At 64.9% G+C, this 20,766-nt stretch carries 14 protein-coding genes; 6 read left to right on the top strand and 8 right to left on the bottom strand.

Annotated features, from left to right (window positions below; all coding sequences use genetic code 11):
- Position 1 precedes the first annotated feature (1 nt).
- Positions 2-3,253, bottom strand: a complete 3,252-nt coding sequence (locus tag IPL75_01325) for a hypothetical protein (protein MBK9238910.1) — start codon at positions 3,251-3,253, stop codon at positions 2-4.
- 43 nt (positions 3,254-3,296) lie between these two features.
- The gene (locus IPL75_01320) at positions 3,297-4,613 is read right to left on the bottom strand and encodes a hypothetical protein (protein ID MBK9238909.1); all 1,317 of its coding nucleotides are present in this window, start codon (positions 4,611-4,613) and stop codon (positions 3,297-3,299) included.
- 63 nt (positions 4,614-4,676) lie between these two features.
- On the opposite strand from IPL75_01320, the gene IPL75_01315 reads away from it, so the two are divergent.
- From IPL75_01315 to IPL75_01305, 3 genes are read left to right on the top strand one after another with little or no spacing between them, the layout of a single operon-like run.
- On the top strand, positions 4,677-5,762 hold the full coding sequence (locus IPL75_01315) for a hypothetical protein (GenBank protein ID MBK9238908.1): 1,086 nt from the start codon (positions 4,677-4,679) through the stop codon (positions 5,760-5,762).
- Positions 5,759-6,646 carry a MoxR family ATPase gene (locus IPL75_01310; protein ID MBK9238907.1) on the top strand — a complete coding sequence of 296 codons (888 nt, stop codon included), beginning with the start codon at positions 5,759-5,761 and terminating at the stop codon, positions 6,644-6,646. The genes IPL75_01315 and IPL75_01310 overlap by 4 nt, the downstream gene beginning before the upstream one ends.
- Before the next feature lie 11 nt (positions 6,647-6,657).
- Positions 6,658-9,159, top strand: a complete 2,502-nt coding sequence (locus IPL75_01305) for a VWA domain-containing protein (protein MBK9238906.1) — start codon at positions 6,658-6,660, stop codon at positions 9,157-9,159.
- 310 nt (positions 9,160-9,469) lie between these two features.
- Here the strand turns inward: IPL75_01305 and IPL75_01300 are convergent, their stop codons facing one another.
- The 3 genes from IPL75_01300 to IPL75_01290 are packed head-to-tail and all read right to left on the bottom strand — an operon-like array spanning position 9,470 to position 12,669.
- On the bottom strand, positions 9,470-10,192 hold the full coding sequence (locus tag IPL75_01300) for an Ig-like domain-containing protein (GenBank protein MBK9238905.1): 723 nt from the start codon (positions 10,190-10,192) through the stop codon (positions 9,470-9,472).
- 31 nt (positions 10,193-10,223) lie between these two features.
- Positions 10,224-11,570, bottom strand: a complete 1,347-nt coding sequence (locus IPL75_01295; GenBank protein ID MBK9238904.1) for a hypothetical protein — start codon at positions 11,568-11,570, stop codon at positions 10,224-10,226.
- A gap of 16 nt (positions 11,571-11,586) precedes the next feature.
- Complete coding sequence (locus IPL75_01290) at positions 11,587-12,669, bottom strand: hypothetical protein (protein MBK9238903.1); 1,083 nt, start codon at positions 12,667-12,669, stop codon at positions 11,587-11,589.
- A gap of 45 nt (positions 12,670-12,714) precedes the next feature.
- On the opposite strand from IPL75_01290, the gene IPL75_01285 reads away from it, so the two are divergent.
- From IPL75_01285 to IPL75_01275, 3 genes are read left to right on the top strand one after another with little or no spacing between them, the layout of a single operon-like run.
- Positions 12,715-14,055, top strand: coding sequence for a metallophosphoesterase (locus IPL75_01285; protein ID MBK9238902.1), 1,341 nt, complete (start codon positions 12,715-12,717; stop codon positions 14,053-14,055).
- Between the two features lie 10 nt (positions 14,056-14,065).
- Positions 14,066-15,226, top strand: a complete 1,161-nt coding sequence (locus IPL75_01280) for a trypsin-like peptidase domain-containing protein (GenBank protein MBK9238901.1) — start codon at positions 14,066-14,068, stop codon at positions 15,224-15,226.
- A gap of 14 nt (positions 15,227-15,240) precedes the next feature.
- The gene (locus IPL75_01275) at positions 15,241-17,187 is read left to right on the top strand and encodes a DUF2207 domain-containing protein (protein ID MBK9238900.1); all 1,947 of its coding nucleotides are present in this window, start codon (positions 15,241-15,243) and stop codon (positions 17,185-17,187) included.
- A gap of 24 nt (positions 17,188-17,211) precedes the next feature.
- Here the strand turns inward: IPL75_01275 and IPL75_01270 are convergent, their stop codons facing one another.
- The 3 genes from IPL75_01270 to IPL75_01260 all read right to left on the bottom strand — a co-directional run bounded on the left by IPL75_01270 (position 17,212) and on the right by IPL75_01260 (position 20,715).
- Positions 17,212-19,965 carry a protein kinase gene (locus tag IPL75_01270; protein ID MBK9238899.1) on the bottom strand — a complete coding sequence of 918 codons (2,754 nt, stop codon included), beginning with the start codon at positions 19,963-19,965 and terminating at the stop codon, positions 17,212-17,214.
- Positions 19,966-20,091: 126 nt separating this feature from the next.
- Positions 20,092-20,475, bottom strand: a complete 384-nt coding sequence (locus tag IPL75_01265) for a type II toxin-antitoxin system death-on-curing family toxin (protein ID MBK9238898.1) — start codon at positions 20,473-20,475, stop codon at positions 20,092-20,094.
- Between the two features lie 12 nt (positions 20,476-20,487).
- Positions 20,488-20,715, bottom strand: coding sequence for an AbrB/MazE/SpoVT family DNA-binding domain-containing protein (locus IPL75_01260; GenBank protein MBK9238897.1), 228 nt, complete (start codon positions 20,713-20,715; stop codon positions 20,488-20,490).
- Between the last annotated feature and the right edge of the window lie 51 nt (positions 20,716-20,766).

Here is a 20,766-nt window from a genome sequence, read left to right as displayed (position 1 = left end):
GCTACCTCGACCGGCCAAGCACCTGGGAACTATCTCGACTGTAGTAGCTGCCAATCGATTCGAGCACCTCGCACGCCTGGCCGCCAGGCGCCGCGCCGCCGACGACCAACGCCACGTGCGCGAGTCCGTCGGCCGACCGCCACACGCGAGAGAGCACGGTATTGGGTTCAATCGGCTTGTCGCAGCCCTGGAATCGATCCACGGCCGCGTGGAACGCCTCGTCATTCGGCGGCGATGTGGACAGGCGTTTCATCAGCGTCCATGCGCGTTCGATTGACTGCCGCTCAAAGTCGCCTCCATCTCTGGCCGTGAAGAGCGTGAACAGGTACAGCGCGGCGCGCCCTTGCGCGTTGGAGAACGCCTGCACAAGGTGGCGGCTCTCGCCAGACCCTCGGATGGACGAACGCGTCCAGTCGCCCGGCACACATAGAGCCACATCGAGCTCGCGCGATCGATAGTCCTTGAACCCGCGGATGTCCATCTCGATGCTCCTTTCGGTCTCCACCCGTTCTCCGTTGAGATAGAACTCCGCCCGGTACCGCCCTTCGGGCAGGCAGTACGACGGGCCGGCGGTGTACAGCGAGGTCTGCTGGGGATAGTTGAGCGTGGCGAGTTGTTTCGACTCAAGTCGATTGAGCAGCGGTTGCACCACGCGCCATGTCTTCCATTCGTCCGAGTACGCCGACCAGACAATAGCCAGCGCGTCGGCCGACCCATCGAAGCCCGCGAGTTTTGCCGTCCACCCCACCCTGGAGGCGCGAGCCCAGGCCTCCAGGTTTGTGAGCGTGGGACCGTTTGCACGCGGGGATGACGTGCGTCCGACAAGGAGCAGCCGGCGCGCGTCTTTGATGCCGGCGGCCACGACACCACACGTGGCGGACCCGTCGCCGTGCAGCGTCACGCAATGCGACTCCAGGATGTTGAGGTCGCTCAGTGTGCCGGCAACAAGCGCCCGATTCTCCGACAGCCGAAGGCCGTCCACGGCCGCGTGGTAGGCCTTCATCGCCGATTCCCGTTCCCCACGCGCCAGTCGCGCGAGGCCCAGGTTGGTGTAGAGCATCTGATTCACATCCAGCTCGGCCGCCGGCGCGGCCTTGAGCTTCACGGCATCAATGACGCCCTCCGGCGTTCCGATGCCGCTGCCGACAATCGCGCGTTCGAGCGCGGCGATGGCCTCGTCGAGGAGCGGAAGATTAGCGTCGATGAGCGCTGCCAGGATCGTGTTGAACCCGTGCCCATTGAGCAACCGCGGGGTGGGCGTCCAGTGGCTGCGCTCAAATTCGCGAAGTGTCTCCGCCTGCGACGCCCGGATCTCGGCCACTCGGCTCCGGGTCGGAAAGTTCGTGTACGAGCTGTCGGCGTCACCCTGGCTGATAAGTGATGCGGCACGGGCCCGGTCATATTGGGCGCGACCAAAACCCGGTCGTGCCTCCAGTGCGCAGCCGAAGGCGTCCGCCGCCTTCTGGTAATCGGCGCCGGTCGTCGCCATATCCAACAACGCCCGGCCGCGCCCGTAGTACATAGCGGCCACTTCCACGGCTGCCCCTTCGGTCTGGCAACTTTCCGAAAGCGTCATCTCGGGCATCACCGGGCGCCAGTAGGCAGTCGCCGCATACCCAAACGTTCCAAGGGCGAGGAGCGATCCACAGACGGCCAACACTGATGACGCGGCTCCCTCGCCCATGCCCATCGCCTGGCCCAGCAGGTATAACGAAATGGCGAACAGCGTCAGGCCCAGCACATAGGTGACGGCCTTGCGTTCCCACAATTCGGCCTCACTGATGTATCCATCACCCAGGGCATAAAGGCTGGCCGGGTTAAACGGCCCGCGGTTGCGCACCTCCGCGAACAACGCCGTTCCCGGATAGCCTGCGGAATCAAAGTCCACCCGCTCCACCACCTCGGCCTTGGCCTTGTTCTCGGTCGTCGTCAGCGCACCGCAATCGCGTTCGCGGTCGCGGGCGTAGACGGCCTGGGTGTTCTGGCTGAATCCGTCCGGCGGAAGCGCAGCTAATTGCGTGGCATACGCGCAGCGCATGCGCGCATGAAACAACTCCAGCGTTGGCGTGATGAGATTGGCGCTGGCGTCCAGCCACCGCTCGGCATCGAGATTGTTGATCTGGACCTCGGTGGCAAACGCGCGATGCGTCGATTCGTTCGCGTGGGTCTGGGCCTCGGCAAACCACCAGCCGACCACCGAACTCAGCAGCACCGTGACCGCGACCAGGCCGAGCATGATCTGCTCACGGAGGTGTGCGGCGTGCTTGAGCGTGACGTGTACCCCTCCGAAATGTCTGGGTTCAAACTCCGGCGGATGCGCAGTTTCGCCGTCGGCGCTGTGCGCGAACGTCCCGGTGGCGCGAAATATCATCCCCAGCACGACCGCAAACACCCCGGCAACCAGGAGCGGCCGCCACGCGCTCAGATCCCACGCCAGCACCGCCACGACCGCGCCGCTTGCGGTCACGCCCCCAAGCAGCAGCGCCGCGTTCGCCACCCGGGGCGAGCGACTGAACAGGTCCGCGCTCGTCAGGCAGACGAGCGACAGTACAAAGAGCACCACGCCCAGCGCCAGGCGCGGCACATGGTGATGCAGGTGGTGGATTTCCTCGGAGAAGGGCCGCCACACCGGCAGCTCTCTGGCAGTCACCACCGACTCAAATGTTGGCGCGCGCGTCGCGTCCGCGGGAGCGTCAGCGACGACGGAAGGTCCGGCCTCCGAAGAACCTTCGGGCAGCGAGGACTTACTGAATCCCAGGCGCGAGAGTTCATCCGCCACCTGAAGATCAACGCGGGCACGCACATCGGGTCCCGCCGCCATATCGCGAAACGGCACCAGGAGCGTCCCTGTCAGGCGCGACAACATCCGTTCCTGCTGCGCCTGCATATCGAACTGTCCCGCCAATGCCTGGTCGACAGGCCGCACGCGCGTGGCGTTGTCCTGCAGCGCATCCACGCGGGCACCGTGCTCACGTTGCCGCGCTTCAAGCGCGGCCCTGAAACTCCAGTCGCCCACGATGGCCTGGCGCAGCGAGAGTTCGATCATCTGGCCGCGTGTGAGTTGCCGATGCATGGCCACGGACCGCTGCTCGGTACGCGCGATCCAGAACGCCACCGACGCCCCCAGCGCGCCAACCACGATCATCCAGAACGCAAGCGAAGTCCGGGTGAGCCAGAGTCGCGAGAAGCGTCCTCCTCGCGCGCCCGACTGGCCGCCGTGGGCTGCGGGCGAAGGGAGGTCAGGCCCGGTCATGTGGCGGAGATTACAGCAAGGCGGCGAGGTCGTGTCAACGGCGCTATTTCCAGAGCAGCGGAAACAGTTTGCCTGCGGCAACCGGGTCGAGTGTCGCGCCAAGGCTGGTCGCCGCGCGAGCCAGCACAGGGTCGCGTCCTGCCGCCAGGTCCTCTTGCGTCGGCACCAGCACATCATCAGGAACAACACCCACGCGCTCGAGGCTCTGGCCGTCTTTCATGATGATGTCCGCGACCGTGACGCTGAACCCGTACGGGAGGATGCTCAGCTCATCGGACGCCGACATGAGCTGGACCGCGCTCATCATCATCTCGCCCACCATCACGGAGCCGGCGGTACGATCCCCCATCACGACGGCGCGCTGCTCGAGTTGCAGCACTCTGGCCAGGATCTCGGCCGCAGACCCCGACTCTGAATCCACCAGCACCACAACGCGGCCCAGAAACGGGTTCTTGCGCTTCTTCGCCATCGACGGCTTGGTGGATTTGCGCCCCTTCATGTCGCCGAGCTTCACATCGCGATCAAACAGCTTTCCCGTCAACTGCTCGAGTGTCTTGACCAGTCCTCCTGGATTGCCGCGAAGGTCAATGATGAGGTCCGTGGCGCCTTTGACCACCGGATCGAACTCACGGTCCACCTGATCGGGCGGAAAGTCGAACGCTTCCAGCCGCCAGATGGCAACCCCGCCGACCCTGGCGACGCGATTGACCCGCCGGGCAGACATCTCGTCAAAATCCGACGTGATGCCGTTCATCACGCTCTCCATGTTGATGCGCACTTCTCTGGGCCGCGGCGTCACCTTGGTCTCGATCTCGAGCGGACGCGGCGCACCGCCGGGGGTCTGGACCATCAGGCGCACACGCCGCCGTGGGTTCAGCAGATTCAGGGAATACCGCATCTTCCACAGATCGGCCCGCGTCGGCGGCAACGTCTCCACCTGCAGGATGTGATCGCCGGCGCGAAGGCCCTTTGCCTCGGCATCACTCCCGGGCTTCACACCCAGCACCAGGCATCGATCACCCACGATGGCCATCTGCCAGCCGTACTCGAAGGTGGCCGGAATCTCTGGGGGGAGAAAGTAGGTGTGCGAATCGCCGAAGTCCACCAGCGCCTGGGCAATGACCGCGTAGGCGCGACCGACTGACTCGGCGGCGTCAAGCTTCTGTTCAGCCGTCTTGAAGTGCGCCACGACGTCGCGGCCGCCAAACGTGGGGTCGTAATACCGTTCGCGCACCGCCTCGCGCACCGTCCGCAGCATCTGCCGCGCCTGTGCCAACTGCATGGCGGAGATCTGGGTATGTGCGACGTCGGCCCAAGCAACACCACCTGCGGCAATCGTCAGCGCCAGGATCAGCTTCATCACCAGAGCCTATCGCGAGATCCGAGCCTTGACACCTGCGGAACGCCGGTGGAGCATAGGCACGTGCCCCAGCAGAACAACGGCCGCTCCGACGGGAGAATCGTTGCCGCGCGCGATGTTCAAGACCTGGCTGATGCGCTCAAGGAGGCGTTCCCCACCGTCAACGCCCTTGAAGCCCTGGTGCTGTCACTCGATCAGCGCTTCGACGATCTCACGGCGCGCTCGAAGCCGCAGGGGGAAAATGCCCGCGACATTGCCACGCGCGCGTTCGAGAAACGCTGGGCCGGCAGCCTGCTCGCCGCCGCACTGAGCCAGCAGCCCGACAATCCTGCGTTGCGCGCGCTCTGGCTCAGACTGCCCGCAGGCCCCGATCAGGCCCCGCCTGCCGACGACCCGCTCGGCGAACGCCCGTCGCTGCTGTGTGGCCGAAGCGACCAGTGGGGCGGCGTGATCGTGTGGGCCGCCTCGCGTCAACATCAGACCATCCTGGTGCACGGCGCCAGTGGCCAGGCGCCGGAACATTTCAAGGAGCGGGTGCGCTTCTGGCTCGACCCCAGACCCGACCGCAGCATCGTGCTTGTGGACTGGCCCAGCCGCCCGGCAAGCCGCGAGGCGTACTTTGAAGCGCTGGCCCGCGCGCTGAATCTGGCGGACGTGTCCAGACTGGCAGAGACCATCGCCGACCGCATCAGCTTCGAGAATCTCGTGCTGCTGCACCCGCTCGTCATGGCCAAGTTCAGGGATCCGGATTTGGTGAAGTACTACACCGAGTGGCTGCCCGAATTACTGAAAGACACCGCCAATACCTGCAAACTCAAGTGCGTGCAACCGATCGAATGGCAACCCGAACCGGCGCGGTCTCTCCTGTCATGGCTGCGAGGCGCACAGCCCCGCGACGGCGCGGAAGACAGCGCCCGCTGGCTCATCACTCAGCTGAAAGACGGCTTCTCCGCCTCAATGCCGATCGTTGAACTGAAGGAACTGGACAGCCTGGAAGCGCCGGAGTTGGACGGGTTCGTCCAAGGGAGTGGTCTCACGCAGAAACAACAGGCCCGGATGCTCGAGGAGGTCAAGTCAGTGCCCCCCGTGCCCGAGGTCATCTTCAAAACGATTGACGACGTCTGGCAACAAGTTGAGGAAATCCGATGAGCGCTGCACCACTTTCACGCCGTTATGCCGGTGACGGCAGCGTCCCCGAAGGGCAACCCCAATCTGCACGAGGCGAGAAGGGCCGGTACCTGGCAGACCCGCAGCTGGTGTCGGCCGTCAACACCGCGCTGGTCGTGGAGCAACCGTTGCTGGTGACCGGTGAGCCCGGCACAGGAAAGACGACCCTCGCCTGGTCAGTGGCCACCGAACTCGGGCTGGGCCCCGTGCTGCAGTTCCACACGAGAAGCGACCACCAGGCCAGCGATGCGTTCTACGAAATCGATCACCTCCTGCGCTTCTACCACGCGCAAACGGGTGACGCGCGGGCTTCCCAGCCCGAGAACTACCTGAAGTGGAACGCGCTGGGTGAAGCCATTCGCTCGCCAACACGTCGTCTTGTCCTGATTGACGAAGTGGACAAAGCGCCGCGCGACTTCCCCAACGATCTGCTCAACGAGATCGATCAGATGGAGTTCCGGGTGCCGGCGCTCGACCTGGTGTTCAAGGCCACCGAACGGCCCGTGGTGATCATCACGAGCAACAGCGAACGGCAACTGCCCGATCCGTTCCTGAGACGATGTGTGTTTCATCGCATCGAGTTCCCGGATGCCGATCGGCTGAAGCAGATCCTGCAGCAACGCCTGGGGCACCTGAACCTCTCGCAATCCCTGCTGGATGCCGCGGTCAAGCGGTTTGGGCAAATCCGCGATTTGCCGGGACTGGAAAAACGTCCGGCCACCGGTGAGTTGCTGGCGTGGGTGCGCGCGCTCGCCTCGGCCGGGGTGGATGCCCAGGCGCTGGAGCGCAGCATCGGAGAGACACCTGCGACGGCCGCGTTGCTCAAAACCGAGCCTGACGCTCGCCTGTTTCGTCAGACCAGCTAGTTAGGTAGACGATGCAGACACTGCCGTTCAGCGAGTTCCTCGACGCGCTGCGCGACAAGGACTTCGGCGTCGGCCTGCACGAATACATGGCCGCCGGCCGGCTCCTGCAGCATTGGGATCAAACCAACCGCGCGGAACTGCGCAACAGCCTGGCAGCGCTCATCGCCCGTCGCGAAGACGAAGTCGAGACCATTCGCAGGTTGTTCGACGAGTTCTACCCGGAAGCGCCGAAGACGATAGTCAAGCCGCCAGAAACACCGCCTGAGACGCGTGGAAACACCGGCCGACGTTGGCTCTGGGCGGCCGCGGCAGTCCTGGTGATTGTCGCGGCGGTGCTCGTCGACAGAACGGTTCTGAATCCGCCTATAAACTCTACGGTCAGCCCAACCGTCACAGACGGGCCGCCGACAGACCCCGCAGAAACGATCAGGCCGACGACGGTCGAACTGGTGGCGGATCCATTAGCCGCTCCACCGGCCGTTGACTTGCCTTCGCCGCCATCCCGGCGAAACCTCTCGGCGCTGGCTTTGATGGGCCTGGCGGTGTTTGCGCTCACGGCCCTCCCCCTCTGGTGGAGCCAGATGCGAGAGGCCACACGGCGCTGGACCACCGAGGCTTGGGGTGCATCGCTTGCGGCGCTGCCGGGTCCTTTCCACGCCGACTTCAAACTCAAGGATCTTGAAACACGGCTGCCTCGGGCGGACATTGAAGAGGCCGCCACCATCCTTGGACGGTCGTTCCACGCCAGGGACGAACAACGAAGCGGCACCCTCGACGTCATGCGTACGCTGCACGCCACCATCCGCGCCGGCATGCGGCCGCACCTCATCTTCAAGGCCCGCCGCCGGCTGCAGCCAATTCTGGTGTTGCAGGACGTCTCGCAATCCATGACCGTGCACACCCGCCGTGTTGATGGCTTGATCCACGACCTCAGCCGCCAGGGCATCGCCATTGAGCGCTGGTTTTTTGACGGCGATATCAGCCGGCCCGCCACTCGTCGTTATGGCCCGCCCATGCCGCTTGAGACGCTGCTCCGCAGACGCGACGATGGACCGGTGATGATTCTGGGGACCGGGCTTGGCCTGGCCGCCAGCTTGTCTGGGAATGACCTTGGCTGGCTCGACGCCCTTCGACAGCAGAGCCGCCGCGTATGGGTGAATCCTGTGTCCGATCCATCGCTGTGGCCCAAGGCCCTGCTGCGGCTCCCGGTGCCGGCCGTGGCGATGACTCGCGGCGGGCTGCTGCAGGCCTCGCGAAAGCTGACGCAGGATGATCGCACCGCGTTCAGGAGTGTGGATCGCGCACCGCGCGTGGTGACCGCCGCCCACGTCGAACAGCTGCGCCGACTCGCCAGCCTTGTGCCACATCCCACGGTGGACCTGCTTGAACTTCTGCGTCAGCGTTTTGCGCCCGAGATCCCGGAGAGCGCGGTGCTGCGCACGGCGGGTCCACTCGCCACCGCCGGCAACCAGCCACTGCGCCTGCCCGATGAAGAGATTCGCGACCTGTTGGCCGACGTCCGCGCACATCAGCCGGCGCTTGAAGCGCGCGTCCGCTCGTACCTGCTCAAGGTGCTGGCTGATTCCGAACCGGCGCCCGGTTCGGCAGCGCATATGCGATGGCAGGCCAGCGTGGCGCTGCAACGCGTGCAACTGGCCGACGTGCAGGGCGGCGACGCATCGGCGTCGATCGAGACACTTCGCGCACTCCACCAGGGACCTCTGTGGGAGGAAATCCGCGAGATGGTGGCGAGGCAACCGGCCAGAAGCGCCCCCTCCGCGCAACTGCGCGCCAGCGTTCGCGCCGACAAGGCGGCCGACGAGCCGCCGTCCATCGCATTCCGATGGACGCCCCCTGGATGGCGGGTGACGGCGCTCGCCACTGCCGCCGGCGTGCTGGTGGTGCTGGGCGCAATGGCCAGCGGGTCGTTCGTCAATGCCAGCGCGCATCTGGACGACGCGTATCAGCTCGAGTACGTGGACGCCTCGGCGGGCGGGCCGGGCGCCGTTCGGATTCGGCGGCTCGTCGACAACGGCGCCCCTGACACCGTGCGGCTCTATCGCGGCTCCTCGCCGGCAGGCGATGTGATCACGCTCAGCGGCCTCGCTCCGGTGACCGTGCCGATCGAGGCCGGCACGCCTGCCGCGATCTACCAGGTGCGCGCCTCTTTGCCGACAGGCGCGTTGGCCTTGAGCAACACGTTGTGGGCGCCGTCCGTGCTCGTGGTCATCGACGCGCGCCCCTGGGCAAACGTGACGATCACCTCGGCAGAGGCCGGCGTGAACTTCGCGCACTCACAGACCACGCCGTTCGGGGTACGGATTCCAGCCGGCGCCTACACCGTGGCCCTCGAGAATCAGGGTCTCAATCCCGCATCAACTGAGCGCCTGGTGGTGGCCCAGGACGGGTCTCGCAGTTTCACGTTCACGATGCCCGGGTTCAATCTCGACCAGACACTTCAGCAGCTGGGCGTCGTGACGACGCCCCCGCGCTCGTCCAAAAAAACACCATGAAGTTCCATGAAGTTCCATGAAGAAATGCGTGTCGCTATCTGAAAGCGCGGAGCTGGGGGCCCGGCTTTGCCGGGGCCGCGTGATTGGAGGGAAGGCGCGCACAAACACAGGCTCATGCAAAAACGACCTCTGAGGTAATTACCGTCGGCAGTGGTCGGTAATTACCTCAGAGGTCGTTTTGGTTCCAGCCTGTGCTTGTTCGCGCCTTCCCTCCAATCGCGCGTGCCGCCGGAGGCGGCACCCAGCTCCGCGCCTTCATGGAGCTTCATGCCCTTCATGGTAAAAGGCCTTTGTTGTTGCACGCCGCGAATCAGAAGCCGTAGCCGCACTGGGACTGCGGGAACAGACGCACGTTCTGGTTGGTCACTTCTTCGCTGACGCCGCCCGTCTTGCTCACGGTCAGCCTCACGATCATCTGGACCGAACCGGTCGTGCCAATCTGAGCGGCCTTCGTCGCGAAGAACCCGCACCCGGGAGTGGGCACAAACGTGGCCGTGCTCTGGTTTCCACTCGTTCCTGTCGCCGTGGCCACCACGAAGCTCCAGGCCCACGTGGTCGGATTGCCGAGCGAGGTGGATCCGTTGAAGGTGCAATCAAGGTTGCCACCCGATCCCGCGACAATCCTGCAGACGTCAGGTCCCGTGGCGTTCGAGACGGTGAACCGCGCGATCAGCGATTTGATCCCGACCAGGAGTGTGCCCAGCACATTCTGGTGCCGTGCGCCGATCGTGGCATCGCCCACTGCCCCGCCTGTCACCAGGCCGGTGGTCGAGACATTCGCAATCGTCGTGCTGCTCGTCGTCCACGTCGCCGAGTTCGTCACGTTCTGAGTTGAGCCGTTCGACAACGTGGCGATCGCCGTCAGTTGCAGCGTCTGGCCGGGCACCGTGTTGAGAGCGGCCCCCGAAACAGCCACGGACGAAACCGTCGGTGTAGGCGTGGTGGTGTCGCCACCGCCGCACGAGGGAAGCGCCATGGCCACGCACACACACAGAAGTCCCGACTTGGCCCATTCTCGCTGCTGACGTTTCATGACTGACTCCATTGGGCCGTGCCCCGGCCCGTTACTTCACATTGACGATGATCGACGAGGAGATAACCGTGGACCTGGGTGCAAAGTCTGCGCCAAGGTTCCAGGCCAGCCGGGAACTGATCGAAAGTCCCACGCCGGCGGTGAGGTGCGTAAGACGTTCGCCCGTGGAGAGCGCCGTGCGCATCAGTTCCTCCTTGAGACGGTCGGTGGGGAACGCGAGTGCGGCGTTGGAACGGAACCGCACGGTGTGGTTCGGGTCCGACCAGATGCCCACGCGGAACTTCGGCACCCAGGGACGCTCCCACGTGTACTGCGCGCCGAAGTGGTACTCGACGCCGTTGTCGACAAAAAACTGATCCTGCAACCCGCTGCCGAGCGCCTGATCCACCACATAGTCGCGTTCGAGGCGCGAGTACGTGATGTAGGTGACTTCAGTGGCAAACAGAAGCCTGCGACCCGGCTTCGCCATCTCCACGGCCGCCCCCACGGCGAGGGTGCTTGGTGAGCGGAACGTCTGTGTGCGCACCGGGTCCTGGCCGTCGCGCGTGTCGTATTTGAACGAGGGGCCCCTGCGGTACGCCGCGCCGAATCGCGCCGAGCGTCCGCTGCGGTCGTCGCAGGCCTTCACGCAGAACTGCACACCCAGGGCCGGCGCCACTGACACACCGCTGCCCTTCTGCGTTGACCGTCCGAGCACGGTGGTCAGGATCGGCGGCCCGAGGAATCCCTCAAAGTCGAATCGCGTGAACTCCGAGTCGAGCGCGAAGTGATACAGCGAAAGCGTGGCGCCCACCGACAGGCGCGGGCTCAGCTGCCGTGCGCCGGCCAGGCCGTAGTTGGTGAGCGAGATGCGGCGAATGCCCTCTTGCGGCGTGTCGCGGCGCGACGTGAATTCGACAGGGTCCTGCTGAAACACGCCTTGTGAGAGGAACGCCTGATCGACGCGGACCAATTCGTGGCGGAAGGCGGCCACAGTCCACTTCCTGCTGCTCGACGGCATGACGATCGAGATAAATCCGAGGCCGCCACTCTGGTCGCGGCTCTGGCCAAACACGGGCCCGGCGATGGTGTCGGTCAGTTGATTGGAGATCGCGCCCGACAACCGCCCGCGTTCGAGAAACAACGACTCGAGGCGGCGCGCGCGCAACTCCACGGACACCTGCATGCGATTGAGTTCCATCAGTCCAGCTGGATTCGCAAACCCTGCCGTGGCATCGTCGGCCAGCGCGACAAAGGCGCCGCCGATCGCGAGGCTTCTGGCGCCTGGATTGAGGAAGTCGAACTGCAGCGGAATCTGCAGGCTGGTCTGTGCTGACACCGGCGCGGCGGGCCACAAGAGGGCGACAATCGTGATCGCTGTCAACCGGCGACTGAACATTGCAGACCTCGTGCTGTTACTTACCGCTCGGGAGCGCCAACTTGCCGGTCAGATAGTCGAGGAGGCGCGGCGAGATCACCCGCCGGTCCTCTGCGCGCAAGTTTGCTCTCGGATCGGCCGCATTGTACTGCGCCTTCGCCGTTTCCATCAGCGCCACATCTGCACCACCCGTGAGCACCAGCGCGGCGTTGGCACACGCGAGGTAGAGCTTCGCGCGAGTTGGCCCGTACGGATCGTCGTCGGCAGCGCGCAGACTGTCGGCAGCCGCCTGATAGTTGCCCGAAAGAAACGCTCGAAGGCCGATGGCCAGAAGTTGGTCAGGGTCGGTCATTCCGGTGCTTGAGGCGGCATTGCCTGAAATGCGCGCGCCCTTGGTGTTGGCTGGGGGGGTACCGGTGGGCCGAGCCGTGGAGTTGGCCGCGGTGTTGCTGCTTGTCTTTGTGTTGGGCGGTGGGCTGCTACCTCCCGCCGGTGGTGCCGTCACAGGCCCAGGCGGCCGGTCGCCGAGCCCCACGGGCTGATTGGCCGTACTGATGGGCGCATTCATTGGAGTCCCGCCGCCGGATGGCAGCACCGGTGGCTTCATCGCCACATCAAGCTCCTCGCGCAGGTCCTTGGCGCCGGCGTCATTGGCGCGGCTGTCTGAGGCCTCGGCGATCGCCTTCTCGGCGCCGGTAAAGTCTTTCGCCGCGATCAGGCGCCTCGCGTCACTCGCGGCCCGAGTGTAGGTGGCCATCCTCGACTGGTCGACAAAGGTCCGGTAGAGGCTGTCCTTCTGGTCGATGATGTTCGCAGAGCGCACTCGCAGGAACGTCGACTCAGCGTCGGCCGCACGACCGGTGTTGAGGTAGACGACGCCCAGGTAGTAGTCGGGAATGAAGGGCTTGTAGATCTCGCCGGGGAATCCCACGCGCGGCCCCTGCGCCGGTCCGCGCATGCGCGCGGCGAGGAGCGCGGTTTCGGCGGTCGCCCAGTCTGCAGGTTTGGCCGCAATGGCTTTCAGCGCGCGATCGTACTCGTCGTACCACCGCGTGGACTGTGCGGCCGCGCCCGCGCAGAGACACAGCGCCGCCATCGACGTCACGATCCACTGCCGCATGAAGAGACTCTAACTCACATTTGACACCGCCCGGCACAAGGCCGGATGATCCCGTCAACTCACCTGAACGCCATGCCAGAACACTCCGATCAGAAGCCTGACCAGAAGCCGGAGCAGACGATTGTCACGCTCCGCAGTCTTGCGCTTCCGCCTGCCGGGGGCCTGGAGTCGTTCGGTCCCGCGCAGGGCGGCGTACAAACTGATGAAGAACGCCTGCTCATGGCGCGATATCGCCAGGTGCTCGAACGTGTGGGCCAGGAGACGGCGAAGGCGGGCACCGATCTGATGGTGGCCGTGTCCGATCGCGATGTTTCCCTCCTCCAGAGTGAAATCGCGCGACAGGCCCAGGTCGCCCGCACGCTTCCGTCTGGCGGACTGGAGGCCAAGTTCGGTACTGGTATCACCGGCGGCGACATCCTGGGCTGGATCAAGACGCTGTTTACGCACGTCGATCAGTCGAAAGCTCATCCGATCCTGCGGCCCACGACGACCACGGCGGCCGTCATCGCCGACAACGCGCGCATTGCCCTGACCGCCGACTGGGGCACGGGCCTGTACGGCGCTCCGCTCATCGCCACCGAGATCCGGAAACGTGCGCCGTTTGACCTTCTGCTCCACCTGGGCGACATCTACTATTCGGGCACCCCCGACGAAGTGCGGGAACGATTCCTGGCCCCATGGCCAAAGGACGCCGGCGCGATCAGCCGCACACTGAACTCCAATCACGAGATGTACTCGGGCGGTGAGGGTTACTTCACCGTAGCGCTCCCTGCGTTCGATCAGTCGTCGAGTTATTTCGCGTTCCAGAACACGCACTGGCTGCTCGTGGGCCTCGATACCGCGTACGTGGACCACGACATGGACACCGAACAGGTGGCGTGGCTGAATGTGGTGATCGATCGAGCGCGCGAGGAGAACGGCGGCATCGCAAAGAAGCTCATCCTGTTCTCGCATCAACAGCCGTTCTCGCGGCTTGAGACTCAGGGCCCCAAACTCCAGCAAGCCCTGCGGCATCTGCTGGACGCGCGAAAAGTGACGGCGTGGTACTGGGGCCACGAGCACCAGTGCGTGGTCTACGATCCACATCCGGTTTTCGGATTGCTGGGCCGATGCCTGGGGAACGGAGGCATTCCGGAACCGCGAAAAGGCCACGTCAAGGCGGCGCCCACCGAGCAGACGATAGGCACGGTGACCTGGAAACGCCTCACGGCAACTGCCGACAGTCCGTCGTGCCTGGTTCTGGACGGACCAAACGCTGCGATCAAGGGCGAAGAGGAGAAGTTCGTGCCGCACGGCTTCATGACGCTCGAGTTCAATGGCCCTGCGCTCGTCGAGCGCGTGTGGCTGGCGGATGGCACTGAGATTCTGAACCGCACTATCCAGTGACACTCGGACCATGTCGCAAGTTCCCATCGATCCACTCACGCTGAAAGTCTCTGGCGCCGATCAAAAGGCGCTGGCGGAAGCGCTCGCCGCGGCTTTTCCGGATCCGGCCCAGCTCAATCAGATGTTGGTTGCGCGCCTCGATCAGCCGCTCGCCGGAATCTCGGCGCCGTATCCGCTGACCCAGGCCACCTGGGATGTGGTGGCGTTTTATAAGGCCAAAGGCCATGTACTGCGTCTGATCGCGGCGGCGCGAGCCTCTCAGCCCGACAACCCGTTGCTCACACAAGTGGCCGGACGTTTCGGCCTGGCCGTCACTTCGCTGCCCACCCCGCAGCTAGAGAAAATCGTCAAGTCCACCAGTGTCCCCTTCCCGGTGGTCATCTGGCGCGAGCGGCTCGCGCAGCGCGAGGTCTGCGTGTGTCGCATCGAGCTGCCCACCAACAACGGCATGTCATTCGGCACTGGTTTTCTGGTGGGGCCGGACCTGGTGCTGACCAACCACCACGTGATGGCGCCGGCCATTGCCGGGCGCGACGGCACACATACACCCGGCGGCCTCACGGTGGACCCGGCCAAAGTCGTGTTCCGCTTCGACTACAAGGAGATGAGCGACAAGACGCCGGTGAACGAAGGCGTCGAGGTGCGGCTCGCCGCAGACTGGCTCGTGGACTCGAGCCCGCATAGCCCAGCCGACCTGCAGGCCATGCCGAAAGCCGCCACGCCGACCATGGACGAACTCGATTTCGCCCTTGTGCGGCTGGCTGATGCGATCGGCGACGCGCCGATCGCGCTCGGCAACGATGTGGACGCGCACGCGAAGTCCCGAGGGTGGGTGTCGCTTCCGGCAGCAGTGTGGCCCTTCGCTGAGCAATCGTCCCTGTTCATCCTGCAGCACCCCAAGGGTGCGCCCATGAACCTGGCGCTGGACCTCGAAGCAAAGATGACGCTCAACGCCAATGGCACACGCGTGATCTACCAGACCGGCACCGAGGCCGGCTCCTCGGGTTCCCCGTGTTTCAACCAGTTTTGGGACGTCATCGCCCTTCACCACGCGGGCGACCCTTCCTACCCCGACTTGTTCCCGGGAAGTTTCAACGAAGGCATTCCGATCAACCGCATCGTCGAACGCCTGCAGGCCAAAGGGCTCACCGCAGGACTGACCATCACGTAGGCTCGAGGCCGCCGATGAAACCACCTAGCGCCCGCGCGCTTGAAACCCAGCGCGCGCTACGAAGGACTGGCGGCATCGCCTTGCTGTGGCTCTGTCTGCTTCCGACGAGCGCGCTGGCGCAACGGCAACTGCACTGGGATCGCCTCGAGGTTTCCGCACACCTCAACGCCGACGGCACCCTGACCGTCACTGAGATTCAGGACATGGTGTTTACGGGTGAATGGAATGGCGGCGAGCGCCAGTTCAACATCCGCCCGCGGCAGCAGCTGTCGCTGACCAGCGTCTCTCGCGAGGTGGGCGGGGTCTGGCGGGACCTGAGTCAGGACTCAAGCCTGAACGATGTTGACGACTATTCGATGACCGATGCGCACACGCTGCGGTGGCGCAGCCGCATGCCGGACGATCCGCCGTTTTCGGCCACGCCGATGCGCTACCGGATTCGGTACGTCCTGTCGGGCATCCTGCTGAAAGACGACGAGGTCTATCTGCTCGACCACGAATTCGCGTTTCCTGACCGCGAAGGGCCGATCACGCGTTTTGAGTTGGCGCTGACCCTCGATCCGGCGTGGCGGCCGGAAGAGCCGGTGCGGCGGCTTTACACAGCTGGCCCGCTGCCACCAGGCGACAGCTTCGTGCTCACCCTGCCGCTCCGTTACTCCGGCGACGGTGTGCCCGAAGCGCGCGATACCAAACGGCCGCAGGAACTGGTCATCGCCGTCTCCGCAATATTGGGCGTGACACTCTTCGCGATTGCCGGGTGGTTCATCCGCGAGCAGCGCTACGGCCGTTTCGCCCCGCTCGCGCACAACGTTGACGAGGCCTGGCTGCGCGAACACATCCTGAAGCACCCGGCTGAGGTTGTGGCCGCAGCCTGGGATGAAAACGTCGGCACCGCGGAAGTGGTGGCCCTGCTTGCTCGCATGGAAGCTGAGGGCAAGCTGGAGAGTTCGGTCGGCAAGGGGAAGAAGAGCACGTCGATGACCATGCGCCTCATCGCCGATCGCTCGGACCTCAACGCCCACGAGCGCGCGCTCATCGACAAGCTGTTTTTTGATCACCGCAGCGACACCAGCACCAGCGCCGTCCGCGCGCACTATCGGACAAAGGGGTTCAATCCCGCCGACGAAATCAGACCCGCGCTTGAAGCGGCGGTGGATGCGCTGCTTCCGCCGGTGCCCAAACGGCGTCGCTTCAGCCCCCTCAGCATCCTGCTTCTGATCGCCGGAAGCGCGCTCGTCATCTACAAGTGGACGCAGGGGTACCCCGGTGGCTTTCCCGTGTTGCTCCCGATGTTCGTGGTTGCCGGAGCAGGCTGGGTCACAGGCCTCAAGTTCCGCAGCTACCTCCACTGGGGCCTCAACGCCGCGATCCTGTGTCTGCTGCCGACGATGGTCATCGCGCTCGGCACTGCGGCGTATCTCTGGTACCGCGCCGGCACCGGCCTCGTCGAACTCGCGCCACACACGGCGTATGGCATCGCCGCTGTGGCGCTCGCGTACATCCTCTCCTGCGTCAACGCGATGAAGTCCCGGCGGTCGCCAGAGGCCATCGCATTTCGCAAGAGACTGACTGCTGGCCGGGCCTATTTCATGGAGCAGCTCAAGACCGCGGAGCCGGCGCTGCGCGACGAGTGGTATCCCTGGCTCCTCGGCTTGGAACTCAATAAACAAGTAGACGCGTGGTCCATCGAGCGCGCGCCCTCCCCCTCCAGCAGTACATCGCGAAGCACCGCGAGCCACTCGACGTCGTTCGGCTCATCAGGTGCGAGCACCCCCTCGTTTGCCGGGTTCACCGGTGGCCGCGCAGGCGGCGCGGGCGCGTCCGGGGCTTGGCATGCCGCCGCAGTCGGCATGGCTGCCACCGTCTCTCCCCCATCGTCGAGCGGATCGGGCGGCGGGTCCAGCAGTGGCGGATCGAGCAGCGGTGGTTCTTCTGGCGGAGGTGGTGGCGGCGGGTGGTGATGTGCTCGCCATCGCCTCATTGGCTCATTTCTGAATCGCCAATGACGTCCAATTGACCACCACCGCGATCGGGGGCGAGGCGCCGGTGGTGACCGGGTCGATGAACAGGAAGCGCTGTCCGTCCTTCGTCACGGCGTACTGGTCGACACCCAGTACCGGAGCGACGATCGGCGACTGGAACAGCTCGGCAGGCGCGCTGAATGACAGTCCGCCGGTCGTGCCGTCGCGCGTGACGCGGGCGGACATCAACTTGCCATCCGGCGTCAGGTAGAACAGCTCGTTGCTGTCCCCACGCCAGAACGGCTGGATACCATCTCGTGGCGAGACGCGGCGTCGCTGATCGAACGCCGGAAACGAGGCCACCCACACCTGATACGTGCCGTTCTCAGTGATCTGATACGCCACCCACTTGCCGTCGGGCGAAAAATGCGCACCGTCAATGGTCTCGGTCGTGTCCAGAATCAGCAGCGGCTTGGTGGGCTCACTCACCTTCACGGCGAACAACTTGCTGGGCCGCGGCAAGTGGAAGAGCATGTAGGCGCCGTCCGCGGACCAATCGTCAAGCCACTTCGGATGGTCCGCCGAGGCGAACACCTGCGTGGCGGCCGACTGGCCAATGTTCTGGCGATAGATCTGTCGTCGACCGTCTTGAGTGGCGCCGTACGCCAGCGTGACACTGTCTGGCAACCACACCGGATCACCCACTGTCGAATTTGTGCCCTGGAGCTTGCTGGTGACTCCATTGGCCAGGTCGAGAACCGAGAGCCCGTAGAGTTGACTGGCCAACCCTCCAAGCGAAAGCACTACGCGTTTGCCATCCGGTGAGAGCCGAATCTGGTAATGCTCGGCCGGGTCCGCCACCGAATCGAGACGCTTGCCGGCACGGTCAAACCAGGTCAATCGTGAGCGGCTGTTGACACCACCGCCGGATCGGTAGGCCAGCACGCCGTTGGTGGACACGGAGAAGACCGCCCGGCCATTGTTGGCGCGCACATCGACCCCGTCAGCCACGCGGACCGCTTCTCCCGTCAACGCCAACGTGTCCGGATCAAAGGCCTGTGCGAACAACGTGCTCGCGCGCGTAAACAGGAGTCTGCCTGGCGCGGCGTATCGTGCTTGCGACTCCGACAACATGAGGCGCACCGGGGCCCCTCCATCGAGCGAACCGACATACACGGCCCGTTCGCCCGCTGCCGTGGTCTGCGCCATGTAGATGAACCGTCGTCCATCGGGCAGCATCGACGGCCACAAATACGCCGTCTCGTTCTTCTCTGGATCCGGCTTCGCAATTTCTGTGGGCACGCCCCCGACGGCGTTCACGCGATACATCCGGCCGCCTGCGCCTGGTCCCGTGCCAAAGACGATGGTGTTGTCGGGCGCCCAGGCGGCACCCGTCGCCATGAGGACTTCTGCAATCGTCTGGGCCGGCCCGCCGGACACCGCCACGCGCTGCAGCTTACCCGAGGCCATGAACCCGAGCGATTGGCTGTCATGCGACCAGAACACTCCGGTGGCCCCTTCCGTGCCGGCCACGGGATAGGCATCGCGCGCGGCCAGGGGACGAATCCAGACCACCCCAGCGCCTGCATTCGGGCCGCGGTTGATGAACGCCAGCATTCGACCGTCTGGCGACACCTCGAGGGCGGGCACGCTGGATTCGGTGGCCACAGTGAACTCGACCACTGGCGGCCGTGTGGCCTGCTCTTCTGGCATCCACATCGCACCGAGCGTCACGAGCAGGAGCACCGATGTGAGGCCGGCCAGAATCCAAGGCAGCCGCGCGCTCCGTGCCGGTGGGGCGGGTGCGGCCTGCGCGGTCGCTTCGACTGACGATGGGTGCAGCGCGTCGTCTATTTCGATGCGGGCATCGCCGATCGAACTGAGCCGGCGTTTCGGATCTTTCTCCAGACACCGGCGCAACAGTCGGACGATCGGCACGGGCAAACCCGCGGGCAGCGAATCCCAGCTCACGTCTTCTTTCAGTACGCTCGCGAGCGTGATCGAGATGTCTTCGCCGTGAAACGCGCGACGGCCCGTGAGCATTTCGTACAGGACGACACCGAACGCCCAGATATCCGCGCGGCGATCGACGGGCTTGCCGCGCGCCTGCTCGGGCGCCATGTAGGCCGCGGTGCCGATGATCATGCCCATCTGGGTCGCCCTGGCGGTCAGTGTGGGCGAGTTGTTGGAGTCCTGGGGTCCCGAGGTCCCGGAGTCCATCGCCTTCGCGAGCCCGAAGTCCAGCACCTTTACGGTTCCATCTGGGCGCACCTTGATGTTCTGCGGCTTGAGGTCGCGATGGATGATGCCCTGCTCGTGCGCGGCCTCCAGCGCGTCGGCGATCTGCCGCGCGATCTTCAGCGCATCGTCGAGCGGGATCCCGGAGGTGCGTTGGGCTCCGGATGTTCGTAGGGCGGCCTGGGTCTCAAGGCCGCCGATCATCTCCGACAGATCCTGCCCCTCGACCAGTTCCATCACGAGCGCGCGGGAAACGACCTCAGAGGTCGGTCCGGCACCACTCACACCGCGACCGACCTCTGAGGTCGTTTCCTCTATCCCGTAAATCCCCGCGATGTTGGGGTGATTGAGCGACGCCAGCACTTGCGCCTCGCGCGTGAACCGCGCGAGCCGATCGGCGTCGAGCGCAAATGCCTCGGGCAGCACCTTGATCGCCACGTCGCGATTGAGCTTGGTATCGCGCGCGCGATACACCTCGCCCATTCCGCCTTCGCCGAGTTTGGCCACAACCTCGTACGATCCAATCGTTCGCCCGATCATGGTCGTGGCCTCGCCTGGGCTACGGCGAGGACCTGACAGGGGCCGATCGCTGGCCGGTCATGACAAACATTCATATTCGACACGGCGACATTATGGGCTGGATCGGCTCAGGGCCGGCCCAGCGACTCAGATGTGCAGCCGAATCCAGTCGGCCAACTGGGCCTCGGTGAGTGCACCCGATGCCAGCGCGAGCATGGTGGTGACCACACTGGCCTCGGCCGCGTCCAACGGACGTCCATTGGCGAGCAGGAACGTCGACAGCGCCATGAACGCGATGCGTTTGTTGCCATCGCGATAGGGATGGTTCATGGCCAAGCCATACCCGTAGGCGGCGGCCAGTGCGGCAAGATCGACATCTGGTTCGTAGTGTCGCCGCTGCTGCGGTCGGGCCAACGCCGATTCAAGGGCATTCTCGTCGCGCACACCTGGCAGGCCACCGTGTTCGCGCAGTTGGTCGAGGTGCATCGCATCGACCACCGTCCTCGAGAGCCATACCGGCTCCCGGCTCATGCGGCGCGCCACCTACTTCGCGAGCTCCCTCAGCGCGTTGCGGTATTTCTTGGCGACCTTGCTCGCGGCTTCAAGGACCCGCGCGTCGGCCGGCGAATACGGCGTCAACAGAATGCCCTGCTCGGTTTCCACGGCCAGCAGGGTGTCTCCCGCTTCCAGGTGCAGACGGTCGGCCATCTCTTTTGGGAGCGTCGCGGAGACCGAACCGCCGTTTTGCCGCAGCGTGAGTGTCTTGGTCATGGTCCATCTTCACTGTAGCACAATTATACTACTGACCATCCTGGTTCACCC

Source organism: Acidobacteriota bacterium, from assembly GCA_016716905.1.
GTDB lineage: Bacteria > Acidobacteriota > Vicinamibacteria > Vicinamibacterales > SCN-69-37 > SYFT01.
This window is presented reverse-complemented; position numbering and strand designations above follow the sequence as displayed.

Coding starts and splice junctions, on each gene's coding strand:
- IPL75_01325 (MBK9238910.1), bottom strand. CDS start 3,253: ATGACCGGGCCTGACCTCCCTTCGCCCGCAGCCCACGGCGGCCAGTCG.
- IPL75_01320 (MBK9238909.1), bottom strand. CDS start 4,613: ATGAAGCTGATCCTGGCGCTGACGATTGCCGCAGGTGGTGTTGCTTGG.
- IPL75_01310 (MBK9238907.1), top strand. CDS start 5,759: ATGAGCGCTGCACCACTTTCACGCCGTTATGCCGGTGACGGCAGCGTC.
- IPL75_01305 (MBK9238906.1), top strand. CDS start 6,658: ATGCAGACACTGCCGTTCAGCGAGTTCCTCGACGCGCTGCGCGACAAG.
- IPL75_01300 (MBK9238905.1), bottom strand. CDS start 10,192: ATGAAACGTCAGCAGCGAGAATGGGCCAAGTCGGGACTTCTGTGTGTG.
- IPL75_01295 (MBK9238904.1), bottom strand. CDS start 11,570: ATGTTCAGTCGCCGGTTGACAGCGATCACGATTGTCGCCCTCTTGTGG.
- IPL75_01290 (MBK9238903.1), bottom strand. CDS start 12,669: ATGCGGCAGTGGATCGTGACGTCGATGGCGGCGCTGTGTCTCTGCGCG.
- IPL75_01285 (MBK9238902.1), top strand. CDS start 12,715: ATGATCCCGTCAACTCACCTGAACGCCATGCCAGAACACTCCGATCAG.
- IPL75_01280 (MBK9238901.1), top strand. CDS start 14,066: ATGTCGCAAGTTCCCATCGATCCACTCACGCTGAAAGTCTCTGGCGCC.
- IPL75_01275 (MBK9238900.1), top strand. CDS start 15,241: ATGAAACCACCTAGCGCCCGCGCGCTTGAAACCCAGCGCGCGCTACGA.
- IPL75_01270 (MBK9238899.1), bottom strand. CDS start 19,965: ATGATCGGGCGAACGATTGGATCGTACGAGGTTGTGGCCAAACTCGGC.
- IPL75_01265 (MBK9238898.1), bottom strand. CDS start 20,475: ATGAGCCGGGAGCCGGTATGGCTCTCGAGGACGGTGGTCGATGCGATG.
- IPL75_01260 (MBK9238897.1), bottom strand. CDS start 20,715: ATGACCAAGACACTCACGCTGCGGCAAAACGGCGGTTCGGTCTCCGCG.